The sequence below is a fragment of the Martinezella sp. CNPSo 3795 genome, assembly GCF_057784475.1.
On record NZ_JBXSOQ010000001.1, the window covers coordinates 519,855 to 544,444 of the forward strand.

Consider the following 24,590-nt stretch of genomic DNA (forward strand, 5'->3'; position numbering starts at 1 on the left):
TGTCATGGACCAGAAGATCGAAGCCGTTCTCGAAGCCTATCATGAGCTAATTCGCGAAGAGCACAGCAAGCCGAGGGAAATGCCGCCGGGCGGGCGTGACGGTGGTCAGGATCGTCGGTTGAGGGCGGTCGGACCGGAGACGGGTCGCTTCATCAACATTCTGGCGAAGAGCCTGAAGGCGCCCACCATTCTGGAGCTTGGCACATCCTTCGGCTATTCAGGTATCTGGCTTGCCGAGGCCGCGCGCGCCAGCGGCGGCAAGCTTATTTCCATGGAGTTGCACGCCTACAAGACCGAGTTTGCCAGAGAGATGGCTGAAAAGGCGGGGTTATCGGCGCATATCGATTTCCAGATCGGCGATGCGGTGGAGATGATCAAGGCGCTGTCGTCCGGCGTCGATTTCGTGCTCGTTGACCTGTGGAAGGATCTCTACATCCCATGTCTTGAGGCCTTCTATCCGAAGCTCAATGCCGGCGCCATCATTGTGGCCGACAATATGTTCATGCCCGGGAATGAGGATGTGAAACGCTATGGCGAAGCCGTTCGCGCCAAACCTGGCATTACCTCTGTTCTGTTGCCCGTCGGTTCCGGGATCGAAGTTAGCCGCTACGATCCTGTATAAGGACTGGAGGCAGGCGGCGGTTCATTCCTGAGCCGCCGCCTGCTTGAGTTTACTTGCCGGCGTCCTTGGCTGCCTTTTCGATGACGGCGGCGACCTTTTCCGGCTGCGAGGCGAAGACGGCATGGCTCGCCTTGATTTCGGTCACGTTGCTGCCGGCGCGCTTTGCCATGTCGCGCTCAAGCTCGGGGTTGATGGAGCGGTCGTTGGTTGCGACGACCGCCCAGCTCTTCTTCGCCCTCCAGGCGGGATCGCCGACTTTGGCGGTGAAGGCGGCCTTCGACGCGAAAACCTGTGACTTCGCCAGAAAATTGGCTTCATCCTTCGGCAGGTCGGCAGCAAAGTCAGCAGCGAAAGTCGCCGGATCGAGATAAAGATACTGGCCGTCCTTGGTTTCGCGGATGTTCATGCTACCTGCCGGCTTTGAGCTCGCAAGGCTGATCAGGCTCTCGCCCTTGTCGGGCTGGAACGCTGCGACATAGACGAGACCGGCAACATCAGGGCGATTGCCCGCTTCGGTGATGACCATGCCGCCATAGCTGTGGCCGACGAGCAGGCTCGGCCCGTTCTGAAGGTCGAGCACGCGATTGGTGGCGGCGACATCGTCGGCGAGCGAGGTGATGGGTTCCTGCACGACCGTGACCTTGAAGCCGTCCTTTTCAAGGATCTCGGCGGTCTTGCGCCATCCCGAACCGTCGGCAAGGGCGCCGTGGACGATAACGATGTTCTTGATCTCGGCTGCCTGTGCAGCAAAGGCAAAGGTGCTTGCGGCAAGGCCGAGAGCGATGATGGAGAGAAAACGGGTCTTCATGGGTATAACTCCTGTCAGTTGAGCTTCATGCTTGGGGGGGGGTGAAGGGGAATTTCAGCCGAAAGTGAAGGCGTAGGCCTGCACCGCGGGATCGAGGAAACGGATCTCGAAGTTGCGGGCGGTGACGTCGCCGGACTGGCGGACGAGCTGATAGAGCTTGGTGGCCGTCACTGTGCCGTTGCCGTCGGCGTCGATATCGGAACCGTGGTCGGCGCCGGGCGCCTTTCCATCCACGGTTACTTGGAAGCGGATCGGCTTTCCATCTGCCGAGGGACCGAGGACGAGGTGCAGGTCGCGGGCGCTGAAGCGGTAAGTGATGCCGCCGCCTGCCTTATCGAGCGATGCCTGTTCCGGGCCGATTGTCCAGGTGCCCGTCAGGCCCCATTGATTGAGGCCGGGATTGGCAATGGAATAGTCGGCGGTCGTATCTGCCTTCAGCCCTTCGGGGGAGACGAAGCCTGTTGCCTGGCTATAGCCGATATAGGTTTCGCCGGAGCGGATATGGCTGAGGTCCGGGCTTGCTTCCGCACCCTTTGCATTCGGAACCACAGGGGCGCTCTGGGCCATGTCGCTGCCTGCTTCGCGCAAGAGGTCCTGGATTGCCTGTTCGGTCTGGCGGTAGTTGCCTTCGCCGAAATGCTGGTAGCGGATCTGTCCCTTGGTATCGATCAGATAATGGGCAGGCCAGTAGTTGTTTTCGAAGGCTCGCCAGATGCGATAGTCGTTGTCGATCGCAACGGGGTAGCTGATCTTGAAGTCGGCGACCGCCTTCTTGACGTTGTCGACATTCTTCTCGAAGGCGAATTCCGGAGCATGGACGCCGATGACGACGAGGCCCTGATCCTTATACTTTTCCGCCCAGGCACGAACATAGGGGATGGTGCGGATGCAGTTGATGCAGGAATAAGTCCAGAAATCGATGAGGACGACCTTGCCGCGAAGCTCGGCCGTCGTCAGCGGCTGCGAGTTCAGCCAGGTGACCGCGCCATCGAGCGACGGAGCGGGGCCTTCGACGGGAAGATCGCTGTGGAACGGGCGCACCGCGTCTGTCGCAACCTTGACGGCGCTGTTGCTGGCAACCTCGGTTTCCGGGGCTGAGGTCTTGGGGTGCAGCTTCTCTAGCAAGGCCTGCTCGAAGGAACCGGTGCTTGCGTAGGAGAGGCGGGCGAGCAGGCCGGTATCGAGGCCAAGGGCGATCGCTGCAACACCGGCCAAAACGGCGGCGCCAGCGAATTGGCGGATGCGTTCGCTGACGCCGAGAGACTGCTTCATGCGGGCAAAGATCTTGCCGCCGGCAAAGAGAGCAACGGCAAGCGAGGTCGCGGCACCGGCACCATAGGCAAGCAGCAGGAATGTCGTCTGCAGATTGGCGCCCTTCAAAGCCGCACCAGTCAGGACCAGTCCGAGGATCGGGCCGGCGCAAGGTGCCCAAAGCAGGCCGGTTGCGATGCCAAGCACGAAGGAGCTTCTGACGCTCGCTGTTGCCCGATTGGCCCCGGCGGCGTTCAGCAGGTTGTTGCCGAGATCGACGGCCGGTCGGGAGAGGGCGCTGGCGATACGCGGCGAAATCAAGCTCAGGCCGAAGACGCCGAGCAGAACGATCGCCGCGAGGCGGCCATATTCATTGGCGCGGATCGCCCAGGCACCGCCGACAGCAGCCAGCGTCGCGACGACAGCAAAGGTGAGCGCCATGCCCGCAAGCATGGGAAGCGTGCTGCGGACGAAGGGCTGTCCTGCACGGGCAAAGACGAAGGGGAGGATAGGCAGGATGCACGGACTGAGAATCGTCAGCGCTCCTCCGAGATAAGCTATGATAAGAAGCGTCATCGTTCTTGTTCCTTTAGAAGCGATTGAGCGGCTGCGAACGGCCAGGTGCCGTGTGCAGCAGTGACGCTATCTGCCGGTGGCGACGTATCTCAAATGTGTCTGATTGGATGGCCGAATGTACCGAAACGTCGACGTCTCGGGCTGCGATACATTGCGATACAAATTGATTGTCGCGAGCCGATTTGGACGGGGGTCTCGGCGCCTATCGATTGTTTGCGGGTCAGGCCTAGTGGATTGTATCACACTGTATCTGTGCCGCCTGAAGCTACAAAGGCATTCAAAACGCCACCGGCTGCGACACATCGGCGATACATGCGGCTGGCTTTCTTATGCTCACGATCCAATCGACAGGAGATAGAGATGTCCGAGGAAATCAACCACACCCGCCGCCGCTTTTTCGGCATGGCCGCCATCGCCGTCGCCTCCGCCGAATTCGGCCTGCCTGCCATTGCCGGCGCACAAGAAACAAAGGCTTCCGCATCGACCCTGCCGGCGATCAAGGCCGGCACTCACACGTCCTTCGGCGCGCTGAAGCAGATCAATGCCGGCGTGCTCAATGCCGGTTATGCGGAAGCCGGCCCGGCCGATGGCCCGGTCGTGCTGCTGCTGCACGGCTGGCCCTATGATATCTATAGCTTCGTCGATGTCGCACCGCTCTTGGCTGGTGCCGGTTACAGGGTCATCATCCCCTATCTTCGCGGCTACGGGACCACCCGCTTCCTTTCGAAGGACACGCCGCGCAATGGCCAGCAGGCCGCACTTGCCGCTGATATGATCGACCTTCTCGATGCGCTGAAGATCGATAAGGCCGTCGTTGCCGGCTACGACTGGGGTGGCCGCACCGCTGACATCATGGCGGCTCTCTGGCCTGAGCGTTGCAAGGCGCTGGTCTCGGTCAGCGGCTATCTCATCGGCAGCCAGGAGGTCAACCGCAAGCCGCTGCCGCCGAAGGCGGAGCTTGCCTGGTGGTATCAATTCTATTTCGCCACTGAGCGCGGCCGACTTGGTTACCAGGAAAACCGGCACGATTTCGCAAAGCTGATCTGGCACACCGCCTCGCCGCAATGGGCTTTTGACGATGCCACTTTCGATCGCTCGGCCGCAGCATTCGACAACCCCGACCATGTCGATATCGTCATCCATAACTACCGCTGGCGCCTCGGTCTGGTCGAAGGCGAAGCGAAGTTCGATGCCTATGAAAAGAAGCTCGCCGGAGGTCCGGTGATTTCGATCCCAACCATCACAATGGAGGGCGATGCCAACGGTGCGCCGCATCCGGAGCCTGCGGCCTATCGCGGCAAGTTCTCGGGCAAGTACGAGCATCGCACCATCACCGGCGGCATCGGCCACAATCTGCCGCAGGAAGCGCCGCAGGCTTTCGCCCAGGCTGTAATAGATGTTGATCGTTTCTAGTTCAGCGGTAGCGTGTGGGAGGGTGCCGGCGTAAGCTGGCGCCTCCTGTCGTTGGTGCTATGAGGGAATGTTCGTAGCTCGATGCTTACGATGATGAGTGGGAAATCGAAATGGATCATATCGACCATATCCTGATCGTGGATGACGATCGGGAAATCCGCGAACTGGTGTCGAGCTATCTGAAAAAGAACGGTCTGCGGGCGACAACGGCCGCCGATGGCCGGCAGATGCGCAGTTTCCTCGAGGCCAATTCGGTCGATCTGATCGTGCTCGACGTGATGATGCCTGGTGATGACGGCCTGGTGCTGTGTCGCGAGCTTCGTGCCGGAAAGCACAAGGCGACACCCATTCTGATGCTGACGGCGCGCAGCGACGAAATGGACCGGATCCTTGGCCTGGAAATGGGCGCGGACGATTATCTGGCAAAGCCGTTTGCCGCCCGCGAGCTGCTTGCCCGCATCAAGGCGGTTCTTCGGCGCACCCGCATGCTGCCGCCCAATTTGCAGATCAGCGAAGCCGGTCAATTGTTGGTCTTCGGAGACTGGCGGCTGGATACGGTCGGCCGTCATCTGCTCGATAAGGACGGCACGGAGATCACGCTTAGCGGTGCGGAATACCGCCTGCTGCGCGTTTTCATCGATCATCCGCAGCGGGTGCTCAACCGCGACCAGCTTCTGAATCTCACCCAGGGCCGCGACGCCGATCTCTTCGATCGCTCCATCGACCTGCTCGTCAGTCGTCTTCGTCAGCGGCTGGGGGATGACGCGCGGGAGCCGATGTATATCAAGACGGTGCGCAGCGAAGGCTATGTTTTCTCCGTGCCGGTGGAAATTGCGGAGCTTCGCCCATGACGGTGATCGACCTTCCGGGTCACCGGCCATGGTGGCCGAGTACCCTGCGTGCTCGCATTTCGCTGATCCTGCTGGCTGGCCTCGCAATTGCTTACGGCCTGTCTTTCAGCGTGCTTTATATCGAGCGCTATATGTCGGCAAAGGCGGTCATGCTCGGCACGCTGGAGAACGACGTTGCGACCTCGATCGCGGTTCTTGATCGCCTGCCGGCCGATGAGAGGGCGAATTTCGTCGATTGGCTCAGCCGCGGCAATTACAATTTCGAGCTTGGGACGGGCCTGCCTGGTGTGCCCGATACCTCTGCGCACGGCGCGGAGATCGCCGCCAAGATAGAGGACGCGGTCGGCCATCGCTTTCCCATTCGCATGGAATCGATACCAGGCCCGATCTCGCGGCTGCAGGCACATCTCAATTTGAGCGATGGCAGTCCGCTGACGATCGATGTTACGCCCAAGGGCGTCATGCCGATCGCGGCCTGGCTGCCCTATGTCTTCGTTGTACAGATGCTGCTGATCGTGCTTTGTACCTGGTTTGCCGTCCGCCAAGCGACACGTCCGCTCGCCGAGCTTGCTGCTGCGGCCGATGCGCTCGATCCGAACAACAAGAGCCCGGCCTTGAGCGATCGGGGGCCGAGCGAAGTGGCGCATGCCGCCAGGGCCTTCAACGCCATGCGGGATCGAATAGCGCATTATCTCGAAGAGCGCGTGCAGATCCTTGCGGCGATATCGCACGATCTGCAGACGCCGATCACCCGCATGCGCCTGCGCGCTGACATTGCCGATGATTCGCCAGAGAAAACCAAGCTGCTGCAGGATCTCGGCGAGATCGAGCGTCTGGTGCAGGATGGGATCGTCTATGCACGCAGCGCGCACGGCAATGGCGAGAAGAGCGCCCGCATCGATCTCGCTTCCTTCATCGAAAGCATCAGCTACGATTATCAGGACACCGGCAAGTCCGTCGAGATTCTTGGCCTGATCCAGGGCACGGCGACGACCAAGCCGCATGCGCTCCGCCGCATCCTCACCAACTTCATCGACAATGCCCTGAAATTTGCCGGTGCGGCGGAGATCGCCGTGGAGCGGCGGGATACGGGCCAGATTGCGATCACCGTTCTGGATCGCGGTCCCGGCATTCCGCAGGACCAGATAGAGGCGGCCATGCAGCCCTTCTTCCGGCTGGAGCAGTCACGCAACCGCAACACCGGTGGCACTGGGCTTGGTCTGGCGATTGCCCAGCAGCTAGCCCAGACGCTCGGCGGCTCCGTCAGACTCTATAACCGCGAGGGCGGCGGCCTGGCCGCCGAAGTTGTTATTTCCTGATCAGTCCTCAAAAGATCTTCAGGATCTTTGTAAGCATTTGTATCCGGCGTGTTAAGGCCTACGTTTTGTAACACTTCCGGCGATTCCGGAAACATGCCGGATACGTCGATCCATCAAAAACAACTCCGTCAACAGACGTTGCTCCCACGACATAACAGATCGGGCAGCGCAACAAAGGAGTGTTCCATGACCAAGATCGACAAGGTTCTCTACACCGGCAAGACCCACACCATCGGTGGCCGCGACGGCTTCGCGCGCAGCGATGACAACCAGCTGGATGTCAAGCTTTCGCCTCCCGGCAGCGCCCATGCCGGCACCAATCCCGAGCAGCTCTTTGCCGCCGGCTGGTCGGCGTGCTTCATCGGAGCCATGGGCCTGGCCGCTGGCAAGCGCAAGATCAAGCTTCCTGCCGATCTCGCCGTCGATGCCGAAGTGGATCTGGGTACCACGGATGGTGCTTACTTCCTGCAGGCGCGCCTGACCATCAGCATGCCCGGCATCGAGCCAGAGCTTGCCCGTACGCTGGTCGAGGAAGCTCACCAGACCTGCCCCTATTCGAAGGCGACTCGCGGCAACATCAATGTCGAGCTGAAGCTCGCCTGAGAATCGCTCAAGCGTCGATATTGCGCGTCGTTCCGGAAGGTGCGGCGCGCCGAATCGTTAATTTTTCTGCATTGACTATCAAGCAGGCCGGCGCCTGCTTTTCCCTCTGGAGGATCTCATGCGACCAATCATTCTTCTCCTTGCAGGAGCTGCGATTTTTGCCGCTCCCTGCGTCTACGACCCCAGCTCCAACGAGCCTTCGGCGCTTGCGAGCCTCGCCGTTTTGTGGGGCGGTTCGGGCCCCAATCGAGCCCCGAATTAACCATTTGTTAACCATATCAACGGTACACAGGATCAACGATTTATTCACATAGATGACCAAAGTGCTAACAGACGCTCGTTCGATCCGTATCAAGGGCCGCTCTTTTCTTGCGGTCATGCTTTCGCCGGATCTTCCGCTGGATCAGTGGTTGACCAGGCTTGACGACCTCGCAGCCCGTTCGGCCGGCTTCTTTCTGGGGCGGCCGGTCGTGCTCGATATCACCGATCTGCCGATCGACAAGGCGCAGCTCAAGGAGCTGATTGCCGAGCTTTCGGCCCGCAATGTCAGCATCATGGGCATCGAGGGCGGTCGCCCGTCGATATCGGGGCCTGGTATGCCGCCGATCCTGAAGGGTGGGCGTCCGGCTGCCGATTTCGAAGTCTCCGAGGCCGAACCGGTCGTGGAGCGCCGCAATAGCGAGCCCAAGGCGCCGCCGCCGGAAGTTCGTGCGGTTACGCAGTCGCTGATCATCCGCGAGCCGGTACGATCCGGCCAATCGGTGATCTTTCCCGAAGGCGATGTCACTGTCATCGGTTCGGTGGCATCGGGCGCGGAAGTCATTGCGGGTGGATCGGTCCATATTTACGGCGCCCTGCGCGGCCGCGCCATGGCGGGCTCGATCGGCAATGCCTCGGCGCGAATCTTCTGCCGCAAGCTCGAGGCCGAGCTGCTGGCGATCGATGGCATCTACAAGATGGCGGAAGACATATCACCCGGCCTCAAGGGGCAAGCCGTCCAGCTCTGGCTGGATGGTGAAACGATCATGGCCGAAAAACTAATCTGAGCCGAAGCCGGCCAAAACAGGAGAGCAAGATGGGCAAGGTAATCGTCGTCACATCAGGCAAGGGCGGAGTTGGAAAGACGACTTCGACGGCCGCATTGGGGGCGGCTCTGGCACAGAGAAACGAAAAGGTCGTCGTCGTCGATTTCGACGTTGGCCTGCGCAACCTCGATCTGGTCATGGGCGCGGAACGCCGCGTCGTCTATGATCTCGTCAACGTCATTCACGGCGATGCCAAGCTGCCGCAGGCCTTGATCCGCGACAAGCGGTTGGAGACGCTCTTCCTCCTGCCGGCTTCGCAGACGCGCGATAAGGACAATCTGACGCCCGAGGGTGTCGAGCGCGTCATCAACGAGCTCAAGAACTATTTCGACTGGGTCATCTGCGATAGCCCGGCCGGTATCGAGCGCGGCGCCACGCTTGCCATGCGCCATGCCGACGTCGCCGTCGTCGTCACCAACCCGGAAGTCTCCTCGGTACGCGATTCCGACCGGATCATCGGCCTGCTGGACTCCAAGACGCTGAAGGCGGAGCGCGGCGAGCGCATGGAAAAGCACCTGCTGCTGACCCGCTTCGATACTGGCCGCGCCGAACGCGGCGACATGCTGAAGGTCGACGACGTGCTGGAGATCCTCTCCATCCCGTTGCTCGGCATCATCCCGGAAAGCACTGATGTCCTGCGCGCGTCCAACCTCGGCTCGCCGGTGACGCTTGCCGATGCGCGCTGCGCGCCGTCGCTTGCCTATTTCGACGCCGCACGCCGTCTTGCCGGCGAGCAGGTGCCGATCACTATCCCCGGCGAGAAGCGGGGTATCTTCGGCAAGATCTTCGCAAGGAGGGCCGCATGAGCATTTTCGGACTGTTCCGCAAGCAGAGATCTGCACCTATGGCGCGTGAGCGTCTGCAGATTCTCCTTGCCCATGAGCGCGCCTCGATAGGCTCGGATCTCGTATCCGTGCTGAGGGAGGAAATCCTCGCCGTCATCGCCAAGCATGTGCAGGTCGATCGCGACAAGGTGCAGGTGAAGATGGATCGCGACAAGGATGTCTCCATGCTGGAGATCGATGTCGAGATCCCGCGTGATGCGGCCTTGCAGGCTGCCTGACGAAAGATCAGCGCTTGTAAAATGTGCGAATTCTGTCACATGGAATTCTCGTGTGACAGAATTGCTAAAATTTTCGCAGCCGCCTCTTGCAAAGGGTGCGATTCGCGATTATTTGCAGCCCATCACCTGTATCGATGGCCTGCCGCGTTGACATTTCTGTGTCGAGCCGGTGTTCGCTGTCCGGGTCAATAAGCAAGGGCGCTCCCCAGAAATGGGTAGAGCGCCCTTTGCTTTTGTCGCATTCCTGATGCTTTTCTTGTTCCATGCGATATGCCAGTTTGCAGCGATGAGGCGGGAGGCGGCTGGCTTGAGCGGGTTGAATTATCGAAGGAATGCGATCTTCAGATGGCTGCTCGCCAGCCTCTTGGTTGCGGCCTACGCCGTCTCTGCTCGCGCTGCCGATAAGACGATCTTTCTGACTTTCGATGACGGCCCTTTGCCTGGAACGAAGAACATTCTTTCCGTGCTAAGTCAGGAAAATGTCCCCGCCGCCATGTTCATGGTCGGCCAGCATGTCGAAACTATTCCAGCCGGGCGTGATCTCCTGGCAGAAGCCAAGGCGATGCCGCTGGTGACCGTCGGCAATCACAGCTACAGCCACGCCAATAATCGCTATAGACGATACTATTCCAATACCCAGGCCGTGGTTGCCGACATGCTACACGCCAATGAGGTGCTGGGTCTGACGCCGATCGTCAATGCGCGACTGCCGGGCAGGGACGTCTTCCGGCTTCCGACCGTATCGCGGGAGGATCTATCCATCAACGTTGCCCAATGGGAACGCGAGTGGCTGGATTACGAGCTCGTCGCCGAAGCAGGCTTCTATCTCTATGGCTGGGATTTCGAATGGGTGCATAGCGACGACGGCAAGCCGGTCCAATCGGTGGACCATCTCGTCAACGAGATCGACCACCTTTTTCAATACGGTCGTTTCACGCAGCGTGGAAAGATGATCCTGCTCATGCATGACGAGATGTTTCAGGACCAGTTCAATGGTCGCGAAAACCTGCAGTCGCTGATCCGCAAGCTTAGGGAGCGCGGCTACGCTTTCGGCGACATCAGGAATTATGCGCCCTCGAAACCTTGAACACTTCTGTGTCTTCAGGTTCGGGTCTGTGATCTCTCGGACATAGCGTGAAATCACCGTGCATGTTTGCGCGGCAGGGCGAAGGCTCGAGACAGAAGCGATCGTCGTTTTCGAATATGCTCGCCTTATGTATTCGCGCGAGCGTCATAGTTTTCCTGTGCCTCTTCGATGTGCCGCAGATGGTTGATCGCCCATTCGTAGACCGCGCCGAACGGCACTTGAAGCGTCCGGCCAAGATCGGTGATCGAATATTCCACCGCGACCGGTGAGGTTGCCAGCACTCTGCGCGAAATCAGCCCGTTTCTTTCAAGCCGTCGCAATGCCTGGGTCAGCGCCTTGTGAGTAATTCCTTCCAACCTGCGCATGAACTCATTGAAGCGGGTGGGCTTTTCCTCAAGCACGGTCAGTATCATGACGGACCATTTGTTCGCGACCTGATCGAAGAACGAGCGCGCCGCACAGTCCGCGAAGAAGACGTTGTCCACCTTGCCGGGCATCTGGATATCCTCCGGTATATCTACGCACTTTAAGGTGCGTAATTGATCGTAGATTTCCAATGTATATCTACAAGTCACCCGAGCAATCAACACCGGGCTGCCGAGCGGGAAGCTGGCGGACATGCCAGAGATTTCAAAGGAGACTATCAGTGGCAGAGAGCAATTTCGACCTATCGCGGCGCGGTCTGATGACCATCCTTGGAATGACGGTTGCGGCTGCTGCTGCAGGCCCCGGTGCTGCCCTTGCCGCGCCGCCGCGCACCGCCAAGCTTTTCTATACGGTCTCCGGAAAGGGCCGGAACGTAATGCTGCTGCATGGCTGGACGTGTGATTCCCATGACTGGAGTTGGCAATTGCCCGCCCTTGAAAGCCGCTATCGGGTCGTTGCCGTCGATCTGCGCGGCCATGGCTGGTCCGAGATCATGCCATCAGGCAGCTACATGCCTGGCGACTATGTTCGTGACATCGAAGCTCTGATCGAAAGGAAATTCGAGGGTGAGAGATTTATATTGATAGGACATTCCATGGGTGGGCAGGTCGCCGCGCGCCTTGCGGCAAAGCGGCCGGATCTTGTCGATGCGGTTGTATCAGTCGATGGTTCTCTCGGCTTTGCGGACAGCCTTGGGCCGATCTTCAAGAAAACCGTCGACGGCCTCCAGACGCAGAGTCCCGGCGTGGTCGGTCCGGCCCTGTTCGAAAGCGTCTACGACCCTTCAACCGATCCGGCAATCAAGCGCTGGCATGCGAGACGACTTCAGGGAATGCCGGAGCATCCTGTTCGAGAATCCTTCGGACCGCTATTCTTCGGATCTGATCAAGTCGGCCTTGGCAGCAATAGCGAAACCTTCTGCAAGACGATCACAGTCCCTTTCTATCATCTCTGCCGCGACGAGAGCCAGGCCGTACGGATGCGCACATGGTTCTCGAACGAGAAGTCCAAGGTCGATGTCTGGAAGAACGCCGGGCACTGGATCATGCAGGACCGCAAGGACGATGTGAACTCGGCGATCGTGTCTTGGGTAGAGTTGCTATGAGCGACGGGGGGCTGAGTGCTCCCTTAATGAACTTCCAAGCTGACAGAAGGAGTCGACGAGGATATCGAGGCAGTCAGGAAACCGTTCGTTGAAGCGGCGGTCTGAACGGCACCATACGACGGAGCGCGTTTCCCTTACAACGGATGTTAGCCTTACCTCGCCGCAGCTCCTGCTGCGACCGTCAGGATGAAATCGTCGAGCTCCTGTTCCAGGCTTTCGATCGGCAAGCCGACGAAACGCCCTTCGAGGCTGATGCTGACGACGCCATGCACGGCGCCGAAGAGCGTTCTCGCCCGGATGGCGCGTGCCGTCTCCGACATGTTCGGCTGCAATTCCGCGAGCGGCTCGGCAATGACGCCCATCAGGAACATATGCTCTTCCAGATGCCATTCGGGGCTCGGGCGGTCATCCGGCGGGCGGTGATCGAAAAGCGCCTTCCACAGATTGCGATGGGTGACCGCAAAGCGCAGATAGCCGCGCGCGAGATTGCGCAGCCGGTCCGTCGGTGTGTGATCCTTGACTTCGGCGAGTGTCAGCGATGCTTCCAGCGCCTTCAGGGTTGCCGAATTGACGTGAATGACTAGATCGTCAAGGTCAGCAAAGACAGTGTAAAGACCTCCGAGAGCACAGCCGACATCCTGTGTGACGTCGCGCGCTCTCAGGTTGGAAAGCCCGTCGGCTGCGATGCGATTGCGCGCCGCCTCGATCAACCTGAGCTTCAGATCCTCGCGCTTTTCCAGAGTTTTTCTCGCCATTGACAATTCCAATTCGATTTTTTGAACGTCGTTCAAAATTTTCTTGAACGACGTTCATAATTCTGGCATAAGTCGTTTTGTGAACATCGTTCATAAACGGGAGACGACAAATGTTCAATTCAATTCTGACGCTCATTCGCGGTCGGTCCTACGATGCCGAACAGGCATTCATCGATCGCAACGCGGTGCCGCTGCTGGCCCAGCAGATCCGCGAGGCGGCCAGCGCGATTCAGTCGGCGCGGCGGGCCGTGGCGATTGCCATCGCGCAGAATGAGCAGGAAAAGAACCGGCACGCAGCGATCATCGGCCGCATTGCGGACCTGGAAACACGCGCCGTCGCCGCCCTGCAGAAGGGAAGCGACGAACTTGCGCGAGAGGCGGCCGAGGCGATCGCCCAGCTCGAAGCCGAGCGCGATGCATCCGAGAAGGCACAGGCGCAATTCACTCAGACGATCGGCAAACTCAAGGCAACCGTTCGCACATCGGAAGCGCGGCTGCAGGAACTGCAGCGGGGCGAACGCCTGGCGCGCGCCACCGAGCAGACACAGAAGCTCAATGCCGCCTGCGACGACAATTCCGGCCTGGCGACGCTTGATGACGCCGAGGAGACGCTTGCCCGTCTTCAGGCCTATCAGAGCCGCTGCGAGATCGCAGCCTCGGCCATGAAGGAGATGGATGCCGCGAGCCGGCAGGCACATATCATCGAAAAACTCGCCAATGCCGGTTGCGGCGCTCCGTTAGGCCCTTCAGCCGACGACGTGCTTACCCGCCTGCGTGAGCGCATGAATTCAGCAGCCTGAAACCGAACACAACGAACACATTTGAGAGGATACAATCATGAATGACAGCTTTCAGAAACATTCCCAGGCTTGGGTCAGCTTCTCCTACATCTCTTTTGCGGCCGCGGCTTTCATGCTCCTCATCGGCCTTTACATGATGCCAATCGATCTCTGGGGCAAAGGCTATCTCGCCATGGGCATCCTGATGCTGGTGCAGACGGCGGTCAACGTCACTAAGACGATCCGAGACAATAGCGAGGCTGACAAACTGATCCGCAAGGTAGAAGATGCCCGTACGGAAAAGCTTCTGGTTAAGTTCAATCGTGACGGTCAGGACTAGTCTTTATTAACGACGCCGTAGAGTTGTATCCGCGCTCAACCTTTGCGTAACAACTCTATGGCGTCCTGTTGGCCGAATGAGGGATACGCCATGCAAACGCACCTGATGAGATCGAGGAAGTTCGCGCCGCTGTTCTGGACGCAATTCCTGACCGCCTTCAATGATAATTTCTTAAAGCAGACCCTGGTTTTCGTCATTCTCGCGCAGATGGCGACGGAGGGTGCGGCGCTGGTGACGCTTGCCGGCGGCATCTTCATCGTCCCGTTCCTGCTCTTGTCGGCGATTGCTGGCGAGCTTGCCGACAAATACGACAAGGCCAAGATGGCAGAGCTTCTGAAGCGCTGCGAGCTCGGTGTCGCGGCGATCTCCGTTGTCGGCATCGCCTTCTCCTCCATCTGGATCCTGATGCTTGCCCTCTTCGGCTTCGGCGTCATTTCCTCGCTCTTTGGGCCGATCAAATACGGCATCCTGCCGGATCACCTGCAAAGCCGGGATCTTCCAAAGGCGAATGCCTGGATCGAGGGCGGTACTTTCATTGCCATCTTGACCGGCACGATGGTTGCGGCGGTCGCCTTCCGCGAGGGCGAAAATGTCTGGATCTTCGGGCCGATGATGATGGGGCTTTCCATCCTCTGCTGGTTCGCCGCCCGTCTGATTCCTGCGACCGGTTCCAAGGCACCTGATCTCATCGTCGACACCAATGTCGTGCGCTCGAGCTACCGGCTGGTCAACGAGCTTCGCGCTGACAGCCGCATTTGGCGCGCTTCGCTCATGAACTGCTGGTTCTGGTTCGTCGGCGCCTTCATCATGTCGATGCTGCCGGTCATGGTCACCGATATTCTCGGCGGCTCGGAAATCGTCGTTCCCGCCTATCTGGCGATCTTCGCCATATCGGTTGCCATCGGCTCGGCCATTGCCGGATGGATGGCGGCCGGCCGCATCGTGCTCTTGCCAGCGCCGATCGGCATGCTGATCGTCGCGCTCTTCGGCCTCGATCTCGGCTGGAACCTCTGGGGTCTGCAGTCGACCTCTCATGCCGAAACCATTCTCGCCTTCTTCGAGGGACCAAAGACCATCCGCGTTGCCATCGACCTCGCCGGCATGGCGATTGGCGGTGCCTTCCTGGCGGTTCCAACCTTCTCGGCCATGCAGAGCTGGGCGCATGAGGATCGCCGCGCTCGCGTCATCGGCGCGTCGAATGTGCTTTCCGCTCTCTTCATTGCCGTCGGCCTGGCGCTTGTGGCGGTGCTTCAGGCCGTAGGCCTGTCGATCCCGATGATCATCCTCTGCATCTCCGTGCTCAACGTGGCGATCGCCTGGCTCGTGCTGAAAATGCTGCCAACCAATGCCTTCCGTGATCTCATCTCCATCATCTTCCGCGCCTTCATGCGGCTGGAGGTCGAGGGCCTTGAGAACATCCGCAAGGCCGGCCCCGCACCGATCATCGCGCTCAACCATGTAAGCCTGCTCGACGGTGCTCTCGCGCTCGCCATCACCGAGGAAGAGCCGGTCTTTGCCATCGACTATGCCTTCGCGAGGAAATGGTGGGTACGGCCACTTTTGAAGATGTGCAAGTTCCTGCCGCTCGACCCGACCAAGCCGATGGCGACGCGCTCGCTGATCAAGGTCATCCAGGACGGCAGCCCGGTCGGCATCTTCCCCGAGGGACGCCTGACCGTCACCGGCACGCTGATGAAGGTTTACGACGGTGCCGCCATGGTGGCCGACAAGACCGGCGCCATGATCGTGCCCGTTCGCATCGATGGGCTGGAGAAGAGCTATGCCTCCTATCTGACCTCAAGCCATGTCCGCCGCCGCCTCTTCCCCAAGGTCAAGGTGACGATCCTAGAGCCGGTCAAGCTCGACGTATCCGCAGAACTCAAGGGCAGGAAGCGCCGTATCGCCGCGGGTGCCGCTCTCTACCAGATCATGTCGACGCTGATGTTCCGCACCGCCGACACCAATAATACCGTCCTTGGACGCGTCATCGACAGCGCCCATGAATATGGCGGCAAGAAACTCGCTGTGGAGGATCCGATTGCCGGCAAGCTCTCCTATGCCAAGCTGCTGACAGGCGCTGCGGTATTGGGTGCGAAGTTCAGGAAGATGTTTCCGAACGAGAAGACGCTCGGCGTGATGCTGCCGAATGCCAATGGCACGGCCGCGACTGTGCTTGGCGTCATGTCGGCGGGCAAGGTTCCGGCCATGCTGAACTTTACGGCCGGTGCGGCCAACATCCTGTCGGCCTGCCGGACAGCTGAAGTCAAGCATGTGCTCTGCTCGCGCGCCTTCATCGCGCAGGCCAAACTCGGCCCTGTGGTCGAGGAGCTCGAAAAGCATGTGACCTTCGTCTGGCTGGACGAGCTGCGCACTGAGGTCACCTTCGTGAACAAGATCCTCGGCCTCATGCGCAAGTACCGACCGCTGGTTAGGCGTAATGCCGACGACCCGGCCGTCATTCTCTTTACATCCGGTTCCGAGGGCGCGCCGAAGGGCGTGGTGCTGACACACCGCAATGTTCTCTCGAATGCGGCCCAGGCTGCCTCGCGCATCGACTTCCACCCTGGTGACAAGGTGTTCAACGTCCTGCCGATGTTCCACTCCTTCGGCCTGACGGCAGGCACGATCCTGCCGCTGGTCTCGGGCGTGCCGGTGTTCTTCTATCCGTCGCCGCTGCACTACCGCATCGTGCCGGAGCTGATCTATGTGTCGAACGCCACCATCGTCTTCGGCACGGATACGTTCCTGAACGGCTATGCCCGCACAGCGCATCCTTATGATTTGCGGTCGATCCGCTACATCTTCTCGGGCGCCGAGCCGGTGAAGGCATCGACCCGCGAGGTCTACATGGAGAAGTTCGGCCTGCGAATCCTGGAGGGCTACGGCGTGACCGAAGCCGCGCCGGTCATCTCATTGAACACGCCGATGTACAACCGCACCGGGACGGTCGGTAAGATCATGCCGGGCATGGAATGGAAGCTCGAGCCGGTTCCCGGCATCGACGAGGGCGGCCGTCTTCACATCCGCGGCGCCAACGTCATGGCCGGCTACCTGCGCGCCGACAATCCCGGCGTCCTCGAGCCGCTGCCTGAGGGTTGGCACGATACCGGCGACATCGTTACGATCGATGAGGACGGCTTCGTCAAGATCCGCGGCCGCGCCAAGCGCTTCGCCAAGATCGGCGGCGAAATGATCTCGCTTGCCGCGGTGGAAACGCTTGCCGCACAGCTCTGGCCGGGTGCTCTCAGCGTCGTCTCGGCGGTGCCCGACGTCAAGAAGGGCGAGCGTCTCGTGCTCCTGACCGATGCGCCGGGTGCGACGCGAAGCGATTTCCTAGCATTCGCCAAATCGAAGGGGGCCACGGAAATGATGGTCCCCGCCGAAGTGACCGTCGGCAAGGTGCCGGTTCTCGGCTCCGGCAAGGTCGATTTCGTGACGGCGCGTGCCATGGCTTTGGAAGCTCAAGCGCAGTCACAGGCGGCGTAAGCTCCGGATCCTGAAGCAGTGGAGCGGTCGATGGTTTCTGCCATCGGCCGCTTTTTGCTGCCAGTTCATGGCGGAGTGCATCACTTTCGTTTCAGGCGGCAATTGGCAGGATGATCTGAAACGTCGTGCCATCCTTGCCGCTATCCAACAACTCGACGCTACAGCCATGCGAGGCGAGCATTGCTCTCACGATGCCGAGGCCCATGCCCGTGCCGCCATCGTCCCGCCGCGTCGAAAAGAAGGGCTCGAAGACACGATCCCGATTGCCATCGGCAATGCCGCGACCATTATCGCGCACTTGGATCGTCATTCTCCGCCCTTCGTCGCTTGCCTTGATTGTAAGGCTTGTGGCGCCGTTCTGAGAGGCATTTTCTGCCAGATTGGCGAAGACAATACCGACGGCCTCGACTGGCAACGGCAGCATCATGACGACGCTGCCCTCGTCGCTAATGGTCAATTGGCGAAATTGCATCTTTAGCTCGGTTATAACGTCGCGAAGGCTGCTTGAACCTTGCTCGGACGGAAGCTCGGCTTTCGCCAGCTCTCGCAGGCGGGACAATAGCCTGTCCAGCCGTTCGGTGTCTGCGATGATGTTTGCGAGAAAGCGGTTGCGCTGCTCCTGGCTCATCGGATTGCTATCGTCATCGTCGCGCAGCAGTTCCGCCGCTCCCTTGATCGAGGTGAGGGGCGATTTCAGTTCGTGCGAAACATGGGTGGCAAAGGAGCGCACATAATCGGAATGATCGACCAGCTTGCCGGCGAGATCGAGAAAGCTCTGCGAAAGGGTTGCGACCTCGCGCGTGCCGTAGATGTCGAGCGGCCGGATTGCGGATCGTCCGCCGCGGGCGATCTCTTCGGTGCGGGCGATCAGGGCATTGATCGGCGTAGTCAGCGTGCGCGTGAGCACATAGGCGACGATGAGGGTGAGGATCAGAACGGCAGCGAGGGTGGCGATCTCCGCCGGTGCCATGGCTCCCGAGGCGGCGCGTACGGCGCGAAACCAGATGACAGTCAGCAGCGGCAGCATCATCACGGTCAGAAGCACGGCATAGACGATGAGGGCAAGCGGCGGCCGCCATTTCGGCTTTACCCTTGGCGCATGCATCAGACGCTTCCTTCCGTTGGTGATGTCAGCTTGAAGCCGATGCCGTGCACCGTGGCGATGATGCCCTTGCCGCCGGCGGCCGAAAGCTTGGCGCGAAGATTGCGGATATGGCTGTCTATGGTGCGGTCAGCGACCTGCATGTCAGCGCCATAGGCCGCTTCCATCAGTTGATCGCGGCTGAAGACGATCTCGGGGCGCGACAGCAGCGTATCGAGGATCGAGAACTCAAGTGCGGTCAAGGTGAGCGGTACATCGGCAAAACTGGCGGTGCGGCCACCGCGATTGAGCCGCAGAGATCCCACGGACACGGAGCTATTGGCCGCATCCGGCTCAGAGCCATGGCCGGTTCGCTTCAGGATAGTCTTTACCCGGGCAACCAGTTCGCGCGGGCTGAAAGGTTTGGTGACATAATCGTCGCCGCCGATTTCCAGGCCGAGGATCCTGTCGATTTCTTCGTCGCGCGCCGACAGGAAGAGGATCGGAAGGTTCGATGTCTTGCGAATGCGGCGGCAGACTTCCAGTCCATCCATATCGGGCATGCCGACATCAAGGACGATGAGGTCGAGACCGCCTTTGTGAAAGGCCATCATGGCCTCAGTGCCATTGCGCGCGGTCGTCGTCTTCATGCCGGCGCGGTCGAGCGCGAAGCAGATCACGTCGCGAATATTCGGTTCGTCGTCGGCGACGAGGATGCGCTGGGCCATGCTGTAAGGATCCTGGTTCACCCATTCGTTTTCTTCGTTTCCGCCTGATCTTGCAAGAGTTGCGTCCGCTTGAGGTAGCCGTCGAGGCGGGCTCCACGATATGTCCAGCTTCGCCAATCGTGCGAGCGTCCGAGATGCTGCCATAGTAGTGTTTCGCGCACCCTGCGAGCATCCGCGTCGGCGGGCAGCGATGCCAGATAGGTGTCGAGCGCCGGAATGGCTGCTGGGCCAAGTGTCAAGAGATAATCAAGATCGAGCACGATGCCTTCACCCGATATCTCGCGGCTATGGGCAACGTTGAAGCGGGCGATGAAGGCGGGAATATCCGCGAGCGCGGCGGCATAGAGCGTAAGAACCAGCATTGCGGAGCTTAACGCGATCAGCCACTCGTTGGAGCGATCCAGCAGGATGCGCAGAAGGATGAGGCAGAGACCGACCGCAACCAGCCCCATCCAGATGCCGGCAGCAATGCGCAGTTCCGTCAGGGAATAGACTTCGACATAGAGGTCGAGCCGCAGAATGGAGGAAAGGCAAAGCAGGATGTTCTGCGCGATCCAGAGATGCACCAGGCCGCGAAGCATGGGGCTTCTGTCGCCTGGCCCGCCGCGCCGCATGGCGGCAAGCACGAAGATGGCAGCGAGGATTGCGGTGAGCATCAGCGGATAGGCGCCGCGATGGGCGTATTCGGCATGGCTCATGCCATCTGGCAGGCTGGCGCCACCCCAGAGATAGGTGAGATCGAGCAGCGTCTGCACGGCAAACAGCACATTGAAGACCAGCAGCGAACGCAGCAGGGCACCATGGCTGAATAGCGCATCTTCAGCTCCGGTTGCGATATCGGGAACATCCCGTCGGCGAAGGCGCCGCCGCATGAGGCGTGGGCGAAGCAGCAAGCACAGGAAGGCTGCAACGGCAAGCCAGAAGCCGATCCGCCATATGCTCAACAGTTGCAGCAGGAAGGTAAGGTCGATGCTGCGCAGCGTCTTGTCGATCAGCGGATTGGCGGCTGCAAAGAGGGCAAGAAAGCCTGTTGCAAAAACCAGCGGCATGATCCAGTTGCGAAGATGATGCCGGACGCCGCGCGGTGACGGTTTTTGCAGGTGCTGCAGCCAGCGATAGCTCGCGCGGCGAAAAGGCCGCGCCGGCACGTCCAGAAGGAAACGCAGCAGCACGAGCGGCAGGCGAGTCCATTGCGAGGGGATCAATCCGCCGATGCCGAGCGAGATCAAGCAAAGGCCGAGAAGGCTGATTGCGATGCCCATCCAGGAGGTGGCTTCGGCAAGCGGAATGGACGCGACAAGGCCGAGGGCGACAAGCGCCGCGATTTTTTGAACGGATGGTCTTTTTCGGAAGGAGCTGAGCAGACCGGCGGCAACGGCATTGGTGAAGATAAAAAGATTGAGGCCGGGCTGTCTGTCGAAAAGGAGAAGGTCTGCCAGGGCGACAAGGGCAATGAATGTGAGGAGTTTGCGATGGGATTTATTTGTGGAGTTTAAGGGAAGGGGCGCTGCATCGGATAGGCTCATCGGTATCGGCTCCGTGCGAGATATTCGGCGAAAGGTATGATCTTGGCCCCTTGAGCGGGCGGATCGACTTGAGGATGATGATCGTCCCCGAGCCACCAGCCTTCTTTGAGAAGGCTGCGTGGCAAGCGGGTGGGCGGAGCGGTGATGGTCTCGGGCGTGTTATTCATGGCGCGACGATGGCGCCCGTCTTTGCAGAATCTGTGCAGAAGCCGAGGAGCTATTCAGGAAAATGGGTTAGGTTGGAAAGTTCAAATCATCGCACTTGTCTGAGATTTGAACAACAATTGCCGTGCGCAAGGCCAATCTGGGCAGGATAAATTTTAGCATTGCGTGAAAGATGTCTCAAAATGGGGCAGTCACTTGTGGAACTTAAGCATATATTTCCCAGCTTCCAGTCGGCCTATGGATTGCGGGTCTGAAAATCGATTTGTTGACGCGGCTGTCGTACTCACCCCTGACGACAGCCGGGAATCTCGGAAGCGGCCGCTCGGCCGCAACCGAGGTTCTCGTCAGAAGGTCGCGACGCCTACAGCTCTCCGCGCCGCGCGATGCAGACGAGGGTTCGTGCCTGTGCGCCGGGAATGAGCTTTCCACGCTGCATATTCTCGCTTGATCCCGCGGCTGCTTTTCTTAATAGAGGGCTCGGCACGGCATGTACTTTAGGGGTGCCTGAAAAAAGGCATAGAGGACGGCAGATGAGAATTACCACAATTACGAATTGGGCCTACGGTATCACCGTGGTCCTGACCGTGCTGTCGGCTGTGGCATTCATTCTCTCGGCCCGAAGTGCTGTGCAGGAGCGGCAGGCCGTGGAGCAGCATCTGCTGCTGAACAGCATGGGCGAGGAGCTTGCACTCGGCGCGGAGGAGACGACGGACGAAGCTCGCCTCTATGTCGTGCGCGGCGAGGAGAGGCATCTGAATGCCTTCACCGTTGATGAAGGTGAAGAGCGTCGTCGGGATGCGGCCATCAATGCTCTGCGCGGCCCCGGCATTCCGGATGCCGAGCGTCAGGTCATCGAGGAGGTGGCGGTCAATGCGCAGGCGCTCGATAAAGTGGAGGCGGCGGCGGTCGCCGCCTATACCGGCGGCGATCAGACCGGTGCGCGCGATACGCTGTTCGGCCCTGAACATGAGCGCATCCAGACGGCACTGCTCAACAGCGTCAATCAGTTTCGCGCCCTGGCGACGGCGCGCACCGAGGCCTCCTTCCATTCCGCGCAGGCACGCAGCGATCTCTGGGCCAACATTGCCAAAGTGATGCTGGCCTTGACTGCGGTCATATTCCTCGGCGTGCTCTATTTCATCCTGCGGCGCCGGGTGGCGCTGCCGCTGGTGCGCATGACCGGGATCGTCAACCGGCTGGCAAGACAGGATTATGCCGTCGAGGTGCCGACCGACCGCCGCCGTGACGAGATCGGAGAGATGAACGACGCGATCCAGATCTTCCGCGAGAACGGTCTGGAGCGAAACCGTCTCGACGCCGAGCGCAAGCGCGATCTGGAAACCAAGGATCTCATCCTGCAGATGATGCATCGCCTCCAGGCCTGCTATGCCCAGAACGAGCTTGCCGAAGTCGTCGCACTCTTCGTGCCGCAGATCTTTCCCGGTGTCGCGGGATGCCTCTACACGATGAACGAAAGCAGGACGGCGCTGAGCGAGGTCAGCCGGTGGCTGGAGCCAGAACATACCGAGCCGTCCTTTGCTGCTTCCGCCTGCTGGGGCCTGCGCCGTGGTCGCCCGCACGTCAGCCACGTGGCGGATACCGATATTCCCTGTCAGCATCTGGACCACTCCCGCGTGCCGGGTCTTTGCGTCCCCCTGACCGCGCTCGGCGAGGCGATCGGCCTGCTTTACTTCGAGGACCGCACGAAGGATGCGACGGCCGCCGATGCGCCGCGACTCTATCTGGAGCTGATCGCCGAGAATATCGGCCTTGCGATCGCCAATCTGCAGCTGCGCGACCGGTTGATCAATCTCGCCGTGCGCGACGCGCTGACAGGCCTGCTCAACAGGCGCTCCCTGGACGAGGCGCTCAACAACCTTCACAGGGATCAATCCGCCCGCACGGTCATCTGCATGATGATCGACATCGATCACTTCAAGCGTTTCAACGACGAGTTCGGCCATGATGCCGGTGACGAGGTGCTGCGGCATGTCGGGCAGATCGTTGCCGATACGGTTGGCGAGGCCGGTACAGTCTACCGCTTCGGCGGGGAGGAGTTGACGGTCATTGCCACGGATATGACCGACGAGGAAGGTTTTGCGCTTGCCGAGAAGCTGCGTACGAGTGTGTTCGGCACGCCTTTTTCTTATCGCGCGCGGATTGTTGGGCCGCTTTCCGTCTCCGTCGGCATCGCCTCTTCCCCGGTGTCGGGACCGACCACGACCCTGATCAACCGCGCGGACGGCGCTTTGCTGAAGGCAAAGCTGAACGGCCGCAATCGGACAGTGGCGGCGTTCGTCGTGGAGGCGGGCGGTGAATTGCGGGTGGAACGGAGCTGATTTCGACGGACGACAGCGGCGGCGAAATGCGGTGTGGTCACCTTGCCGAACACATGCTTGGATTGTAGCCTGAGCTGAAGGTCGCATGGCGGAGGAAGGTGATTTCATGGCCGTGACGCAGAGCAACTCATCCTTGTTACCTGATCGCGAGACCTTGCAGGCCATGGGCTTTGATCCCGGCCTCGGCCGCAAATTTGAAGCCGGCATCGAATCTGGCCTGCTGCGCGATCTGCATGTCGTGCTTGCCGCCCGTTCCGGGCGCGTATGCCTGGAATATTACGCCGTTGGTTCCGACGAAAATTGGGGAGATCCGCTTGGGGATGTCGCCTTCGACGCCGATACGCTGCACGATCTTCGTTCGGTCACCAAGAGCATTGCCGGCCTTCTTTATGGCATCGCGCTCGACAGGGGATTGGTACCGCCACTGGATGCATCGCTCTACGAGCAGTTCCCGGAATACGGCGATCTCGCCCGAGATCCTGCGCGCGCCAAGATCACTGTCGGCCATGCCCTGACGATGACGCTGGGGATGGAGTGGGACGAGGATCGCCCCTATACGGACCCGCTGAACAGCGAAATTGCGATGGAGAATGCGCCGGACCGATATCGTTTTGTTCTGGAACGTCCGGTGATCGCCGAGCCGGGAACGCACTGGATTTATTCCGGCGGCAGCGTCGCATTGGTGGGGGCGATCATCGAGCGCGGCACGGGCAAGCGCTTGCCCGATTTTGCGCGAGAGGTTCTCTTCGAACCGCTGGGGATTGCAAAATTCCACTGGAACGCCGGGCGTGACGGCGTGGCGTCGCCTGCATCCGGATTACGCCTGACCGCTCCCGATTTGCTGAAGATCGGGATGCTTTTCCTCCAGAAGGGCGTGTGGAACGGCAAAAGGATCGTCTCGGAAGAGTGGATCGCGCAATCTCTCGCGCCGGCGATTTCGACCGGGGACGGTCTGAGCTATGGCAGGTTATGGTTCTCGGGCGACGCGCCGGTGCCGGCGTTTGATGGGCCGCGTCCATGGTATGCTGGCTTCGGCAATGGTGGGCAGAGGCTCTGGCTGATGCCCGATGCGGATATCGCCGCTGTCATCTACTCCGGCAAGTATAATTCCTGGGACGCCTGGATCACGCCCACCCGCGTCTGGCGCGAAATCATCCTTGCCAATCTGCTGAAAGCGTGACG

22 protein-coding genes are annotated in these 24,590 nt (G+C 60.1%); 15 read left to right on the plus strand and 7 right to left on the minus strand.

Annotated features, from left to right (window positions below):
* Positions 1–4: 4 nt before the first annotated feature.
* Entirely contained in the window at positions 5–622 is a 618-nt protein-coding gene (locus AC13QY_RS02460) for an O-methyltransferase (RefSeq protein ID WP_113329659.1), read from the plus strand.
* A gap of 49 nt (positions 623–671) precedes the next feature.
* On the opposite strand, the gene AC13QY_RS02465 is transcribed toward AC13QY_RS02460, so the two are convergent.
* Both AC13QY_RS02465 and AC13QY_RS02470 read right to left on the minus strand, forming a co-directional pair.
* Positions 672–1,430, minus strand: a complete 759-nt coding sequence (locus tag AC13QY_RS02465; RefSeq protein ID WP_145318776.1) for an alpha/beta fold hydrolase — start codon at positions 1,428–1,430, stop codon at positions 672–674.
* Positions 1,431–1,484: 54 nt separating this feature from the next.
* The gene (locus AC13QY_RS02470) at positions 1,485–3,257 is read right to left on the minus strand and encodes a cytochrome c biogenesis protein DipZ (protein WP_488492713.1); all 1,773 of its coding nucleotides are present in this window, start codon (positions 3,255–3,257) and stop codon (positions 1,485–1,487) included.
* 360 nt (positions 3,258–3,617) lie between these two features.
* Here AC13QY_RS02470 and AC13QY_RS02475 point away from each other — a divergent pair, with 360 nt between their 5' ends.
* The 8 genes from AC13QY_RS02475 (at position 3,618) to AC13QY_RS02510 (ending at position 10,678) form a co-directional block, all read left to right on the plus strand.
* On the plus strand, positions 3,618–4,670 hold the full coding sequence (locus AC13QY_RS02475; RefSeq protein WP_269244753.1) for an alpha/beta fold hydrolase: 1,053 nt from the start codon (positions 3,618–3,620) through the stop codon (positions 4,668–4,670).
* 110 nt (positions 4,671–4,780) lie between these two features.
* A complete protein-coding gene (locus tag AC13QY_RS02480; protein ID WP_113329663.1) occupies positions 4,781–5,521 on the plus strand; it encodes a response regulator in 741 nt (246 codons plus the stop codon).
* Positions 5,518–6,840: a sensor histidine kinase gene (locus tag AC13QY_RS02485; RefSeq protein WP_113329664.1), complete on the plus strand. Its 1,323-nt coding sequence runs from the start codon at positions 5,518–5,520 to the stop codon at positions 6,838–6,840. The genes AC13QY_RS02480 and AC13QY_RS02485 overlap by 4 nt, the downstream gene beginning before the upstream one ends.
* 186 nt (positions 6,841–7,026) lie before the next feature.
* Positions 7,027–7,443 (plus strand): organic hydroperoxide resistance protein, encoded by a 417-nt coding sequence (locus AC13QY_RS02490; RefSeq protein WP_113329666.1) that lies wholly within the window; start codon positions 7,027–7,029, stop codon positions 7,441–7,443.
* A gap of 314 nt (positions 7,444–7,757) precedes the next feature.
* Positions 7,758–8,489 (plus strand): septum site-determining protein MinC, encoded by a 732-nt coding sequence (gene minC, locus AC13QY_RS02495; RefSeq protein ID WP_069610362.1) that lies wholly within the window; start codon positions 7,758–7,760, stop codon positions 8,487–8,489.
* Positions 8,490–8,518: 29 nt separating this feature from the next.
* Positions 8,519–9,334, plus strand: a complete 816-nt coding sequence (minD, locus tag AC13QY_RS02500) for a septum site-determining protein MinD (RefSeq protein ID WP_113350580.1) — start codon at positions 8,519–8,521, stop codon at positions 9,332–9,334.
* Positions 9,331–9,591 (plus strand): cell division topological specificity factor MinE, encoded by a 261-nt coding sequence (minE, locus tag AC13QY_RS02505; protein WP_069610364.1) that lies wholly within the window; start codon positions 9,331–9,333, stop codon positions 9,589–9,591. Before minD ends, minE begins: the two co-directional genes overlap by 4 nt.
* A gap of 307 nt (positions 9,592–9,898) precedes the next feature.
* A complete protein-coding gene (locus tag AC13QY_RS02510; protein WP_113351036.1) occupies positions 9,899–10,678 on the plus strand; it encodes a polysaccharide deacetylase family protein in 780 nt (259 codons plus the stop codon).
* Between the two features lie 125 nt (positions 10,679–10,803).
* Here the strand turns inward: AC13QY_RS02510 and AC13QY_RS02515 are convergent, their stop codons facing one another.
* On the minus strand, positions 10,804–11,298 hold the full coding sequence (locus AC13QY_RS02515) for a winged helix-turn-helix transcriptional regulator (RefSeq protein ID WP_308936578.1): 495 nt from the start codon (positions 11,296–11,298) through the stop codon (positions 10,804–10,806).
* 26 nt (positions 11,299–11,324) lie between these two features.
* Between AC13QY_RS02515 and AC13QY_RS02520 the strand changes: the two genes are divergently transcribed.
* Entirely contained in the window at positions 11,325–12,209 is an 885-nt protein-coding gene (locus AC13QY_RS02520; RefSeq protein ID WP_246661123.1) for an alpha/beta fold hydrolase, read from the plus strand.
* A 152-nt stretch (positions 12,210–12,361) separates the two neighbouring features.
* Here the strand turns inward: AC13QY_RS02520 and AC13QY_RS02525 are convergent, their stop codons facing one another.
* Positions 12,362–12,964 (minus strand): TetR/AcrR family transcriptional regulator, encoded by a 603-nt coding sequence (locus tag AC13QY_RS02525; RefSeq protein ID WP_113350579.1) that lies wholly within the window; start codon positions 12,962–12,964, stop codon positions 12,362–12,364.
* Positions 12,965–13,074: 110 nt separating this feature from the next.
* Between AC13QY_RS02525 and AC13QY_RS02530 the strand changes: the two genes are divergently transcribed.
* The 3 genes from AC13QY_RS02530 (at position 13,075) to AC13QY_RS02540 (ending at position 17,569) form a co-directional block, all read left to right on the plus strand.
* A complete protein-coding gene (locus AC13QY_RS02530; RefSeq protein ID WP_113350578.1) occupies positions 13,075–13,764 on the plus strand; it encodes a PspA/IM30 family protein in 690 nt (229 codons plus the stop codon).
* Positions 13,765–13,801: 37 nt separating this feature from the next.
* The gene (locus AC13QY_RS02535) at positions 13,802–14,083 is read left to right on the plus strand and encodes a YiaA/YiaB family inner membrane protein (RefSeq protein WP_069610368.1); all 282 of its coding nucleotides are present in this window, start codon (positions 13,802–13,804) and stop codon (positions 14,081–14,083) included.
* Between the two features lie 90 nt (positions 14,084–14,173).
* Positions 14,174–17,569 (plus strand): acyl-[ACP]--phospholipid O-acyltransferase, encoded by a 3,396-nt coding sequence (locus tag AC13QY_RS02540; protein ID WP_113350577.1) that lies wholly within the window; start codon positions 14,174–14,176, stop codon positions 17,567–17,569.
* A gap of 91 nt (positions 17,570–17,660) precedes the next feature.
* On the opposite strand, the gene AC13QY_RS02545 is transcribed toward AC13QY_RS02540, so the two are convergent.
* Genes AC13QY_RS02545 through AC13QY_RS02555 form a run of 3 tightly spaced genes read right to left on the minus strand, consistent with a single transcriptional unit; the run spans position 17,661 to position 20,904 of the window.
* Positions 17,661–18,674, minus strand: a complete 1,014-nt coding sequence (locus AC13QY_RS02545) for a sensor histidine kinase (RefSeq protein ID WP_113350576.1) — start codon at positions 18,672–18,674, stop codon at positions 17,661–17,663.
* Complete coding sequence (locus AC13QY_RS02550) at positions 18,674–19,378, minus strand: response regulator (protein ID WP_113351034.1); 705 nt, start codon at positions 19,376–19,378, stop codon at positions 18,674–18,676. Before AC13QY_RS02550 ends, AC13QY_RS02545 begins: the two co-directional genes overlap by 1 nt.
* 17 nt (positions 19,379–19,395) lie before the next feature.
* A complete protein-coding gene (locus AC13QY_RS02555; protein ID WP_145633973.1) occupies positions 19,396–20,904 on the minus strand; it encodes a DUF4153 domain-containing protein in 1,509 nt (502 codons plus the stop codon).
* A gap of 695 nt (positions 20,905–21,599) precedes the next feature.
* Between AC13QY_RS02555 and AC13QY_RS02560 the strand changes: the two genes are divergently transcribed.
* Positions 21,600–23,408, plus strand: a complete 1,809-nt coding sequence (locus AC13QY_RS02560; protein ID WP_113350574.1) for a diguanylate cyclase — start codon at positions 21,600–21,602, stop codon at positions 23,406–23,408.
* An 85-nt stretch (positions 23,409–23,493) separates the two neighbouring features.
* The gene (locus AC13QY_RS02565) at positions 23,494–24,588 is read left to right on the plus strand and encodes a serine hydrolase domain-containing protein (RefSeq protein ID WP_246661124.1); all 1,095 of its coding nucleotides are present in this window, start codon (positions 23,494–23,496) and stop codon (positions 24,586–24,588) included.
* The last annotated feature ends 2 nt before the right edge of the window (positions 24,589–24,590 follow it).

Bases quoted from the DNA above. Each gene is read 5' to 3' on its own strand.
- AC13QY_RS02475 (WP_269244753.1), top strand. From the start codon at position 3,618: ATGTCCGAGGAAATCAACCACACCCGCCGCCGCTTTTTCGGCATGGCC.
- AC13QY_RS02535 (WP_069610368.1), top strand. From the start codon at position 13,802: ATGAATGACAGCTTTCAGAAACATTCCCAGGCTTGGGTCAGCTTCTCC.
- AC13QY_RS02470 (WP_488492713.1), bottom strand. From the start codon at position 3,257: ATGACGCTTCTTATCATAGCTTATCTCGGAGGAGCGCTGACGATTCTC.
- AC13QY_RS02550 (WP_113351034.1), bottom strand. From the start codon at position 19,378: ATGGCCCAGCGCATCCTCGTCGCCGACGACGAACCGAATATTCGCGAC.
- AC13QY_RS02460 (WP_113329659.1), top strand. From the start codon at position 5: ATGGACCAGAAGATCGAAGCCGTTCTCGAAGCCTATCATGAGCTAATT.
- minE (WP_069610364.1), top strand. From the start codon at position 9,331: ATGAGCATTTTCGGACTGTTCCGCAAGCAGAGATCTGCACCTATGGCG.
- minC (WP_069610362.1), top strand. From the start codon at position 7,758: ATGACCAAAGTGCTAACAGACGCTCGTTCGATCCGTATCAAGGGCCGC.
- AC13QY_RS02480 (WP_113329663.1), top strand. From the start codon at position 4,781: ATGGATCATATCGACCATATCCTGATCGTGGATGACGATCGGGAAATC.
- AC13QY_RS02465 (WP_145318776.1), bottom strand. From the start codon at position 1,430: ATGAAGACCCGTTTTCTCTCCATCATCGCTCTCGGCCTTGCCGCAAGC.
- AC13QY_RS02485 (WP_113329664.1), top strand. From the start codon at position 5,518: ATGACGGTGATCGACCTTCCGGGTCACCGGCCATGGTGGCCGAGTACC.
- AC13QY_RS02555 (WP_145633973.1), bottom strand. From the start codon at position 20,904: ATGAGCCTATCCGATGCAGCGCCCCTTCCCTTAAACTCCACAAATAAA.
- AC13QY_RS02565 (WP_246661124.1), top strand. From the start codon at position 23,494: ATGGCGGAGGAAGGTGATTTCATGGCCGTGACGCAGAGCAACTCATCC.
- minD (WP_113350580.1), top strand. From the start codon at position 8,519: ATGGGCAAGGTAATCGTCGTCACATCAGGCAAGGGCGGAGTTGGAAAG.
- AC13QY_RS02490 (WP_113329666.1), top strand. From the start codon at position 7,027: ATGACCAAGATCGACAAGGTTCTCTACACCGGCAAGACCCACACCATC.
- AC13QY_RS02525 (WP_113350579.1), bottom strand. From the start codon at position 12,964: ATGGCGAGAAAAACTCTGGAAAAGCGCGAGGATCTGAAGCTCAGGTTG.
- AC13QY_RS02530 (WP_113350578.1), top strand. From the start codon at position 13,075: ATGTTCAATTCAATTCTGACGCTCATTCGCGGTCGGTCCTACGATGCC.
- AC13QY_RS02540 (WP_113350577.1), top strand. From the start codon at position 14,174: ATGCAAACGCACCTGATGAGATCGAGGAAGTTCGCGCCGCTGTTCTGG.
- AC13QY_RS02515 (WP_308936578.1), bottom strand. From the start codon at position 11,298: ATGTCCGCCAGCTTCCCGCTCGGCAGCCCGGTGTTGATTGCTCGGGTG.
- AC13QY_RS02545 (WP_113350576.1), bottom strand. From the start codon at position 18,674: ATGCATGCGCCAAGGGTAAAGCCGAAATGGCGGCCGCCGCTTGCCCTC.
- AC13QY_RS02560 (WP_113350574.1), top strand. From the start codon at position 21,600: ATGAGAATTACCACAATTACGAATTGGGCCTACGGTATCACCGTGGTC.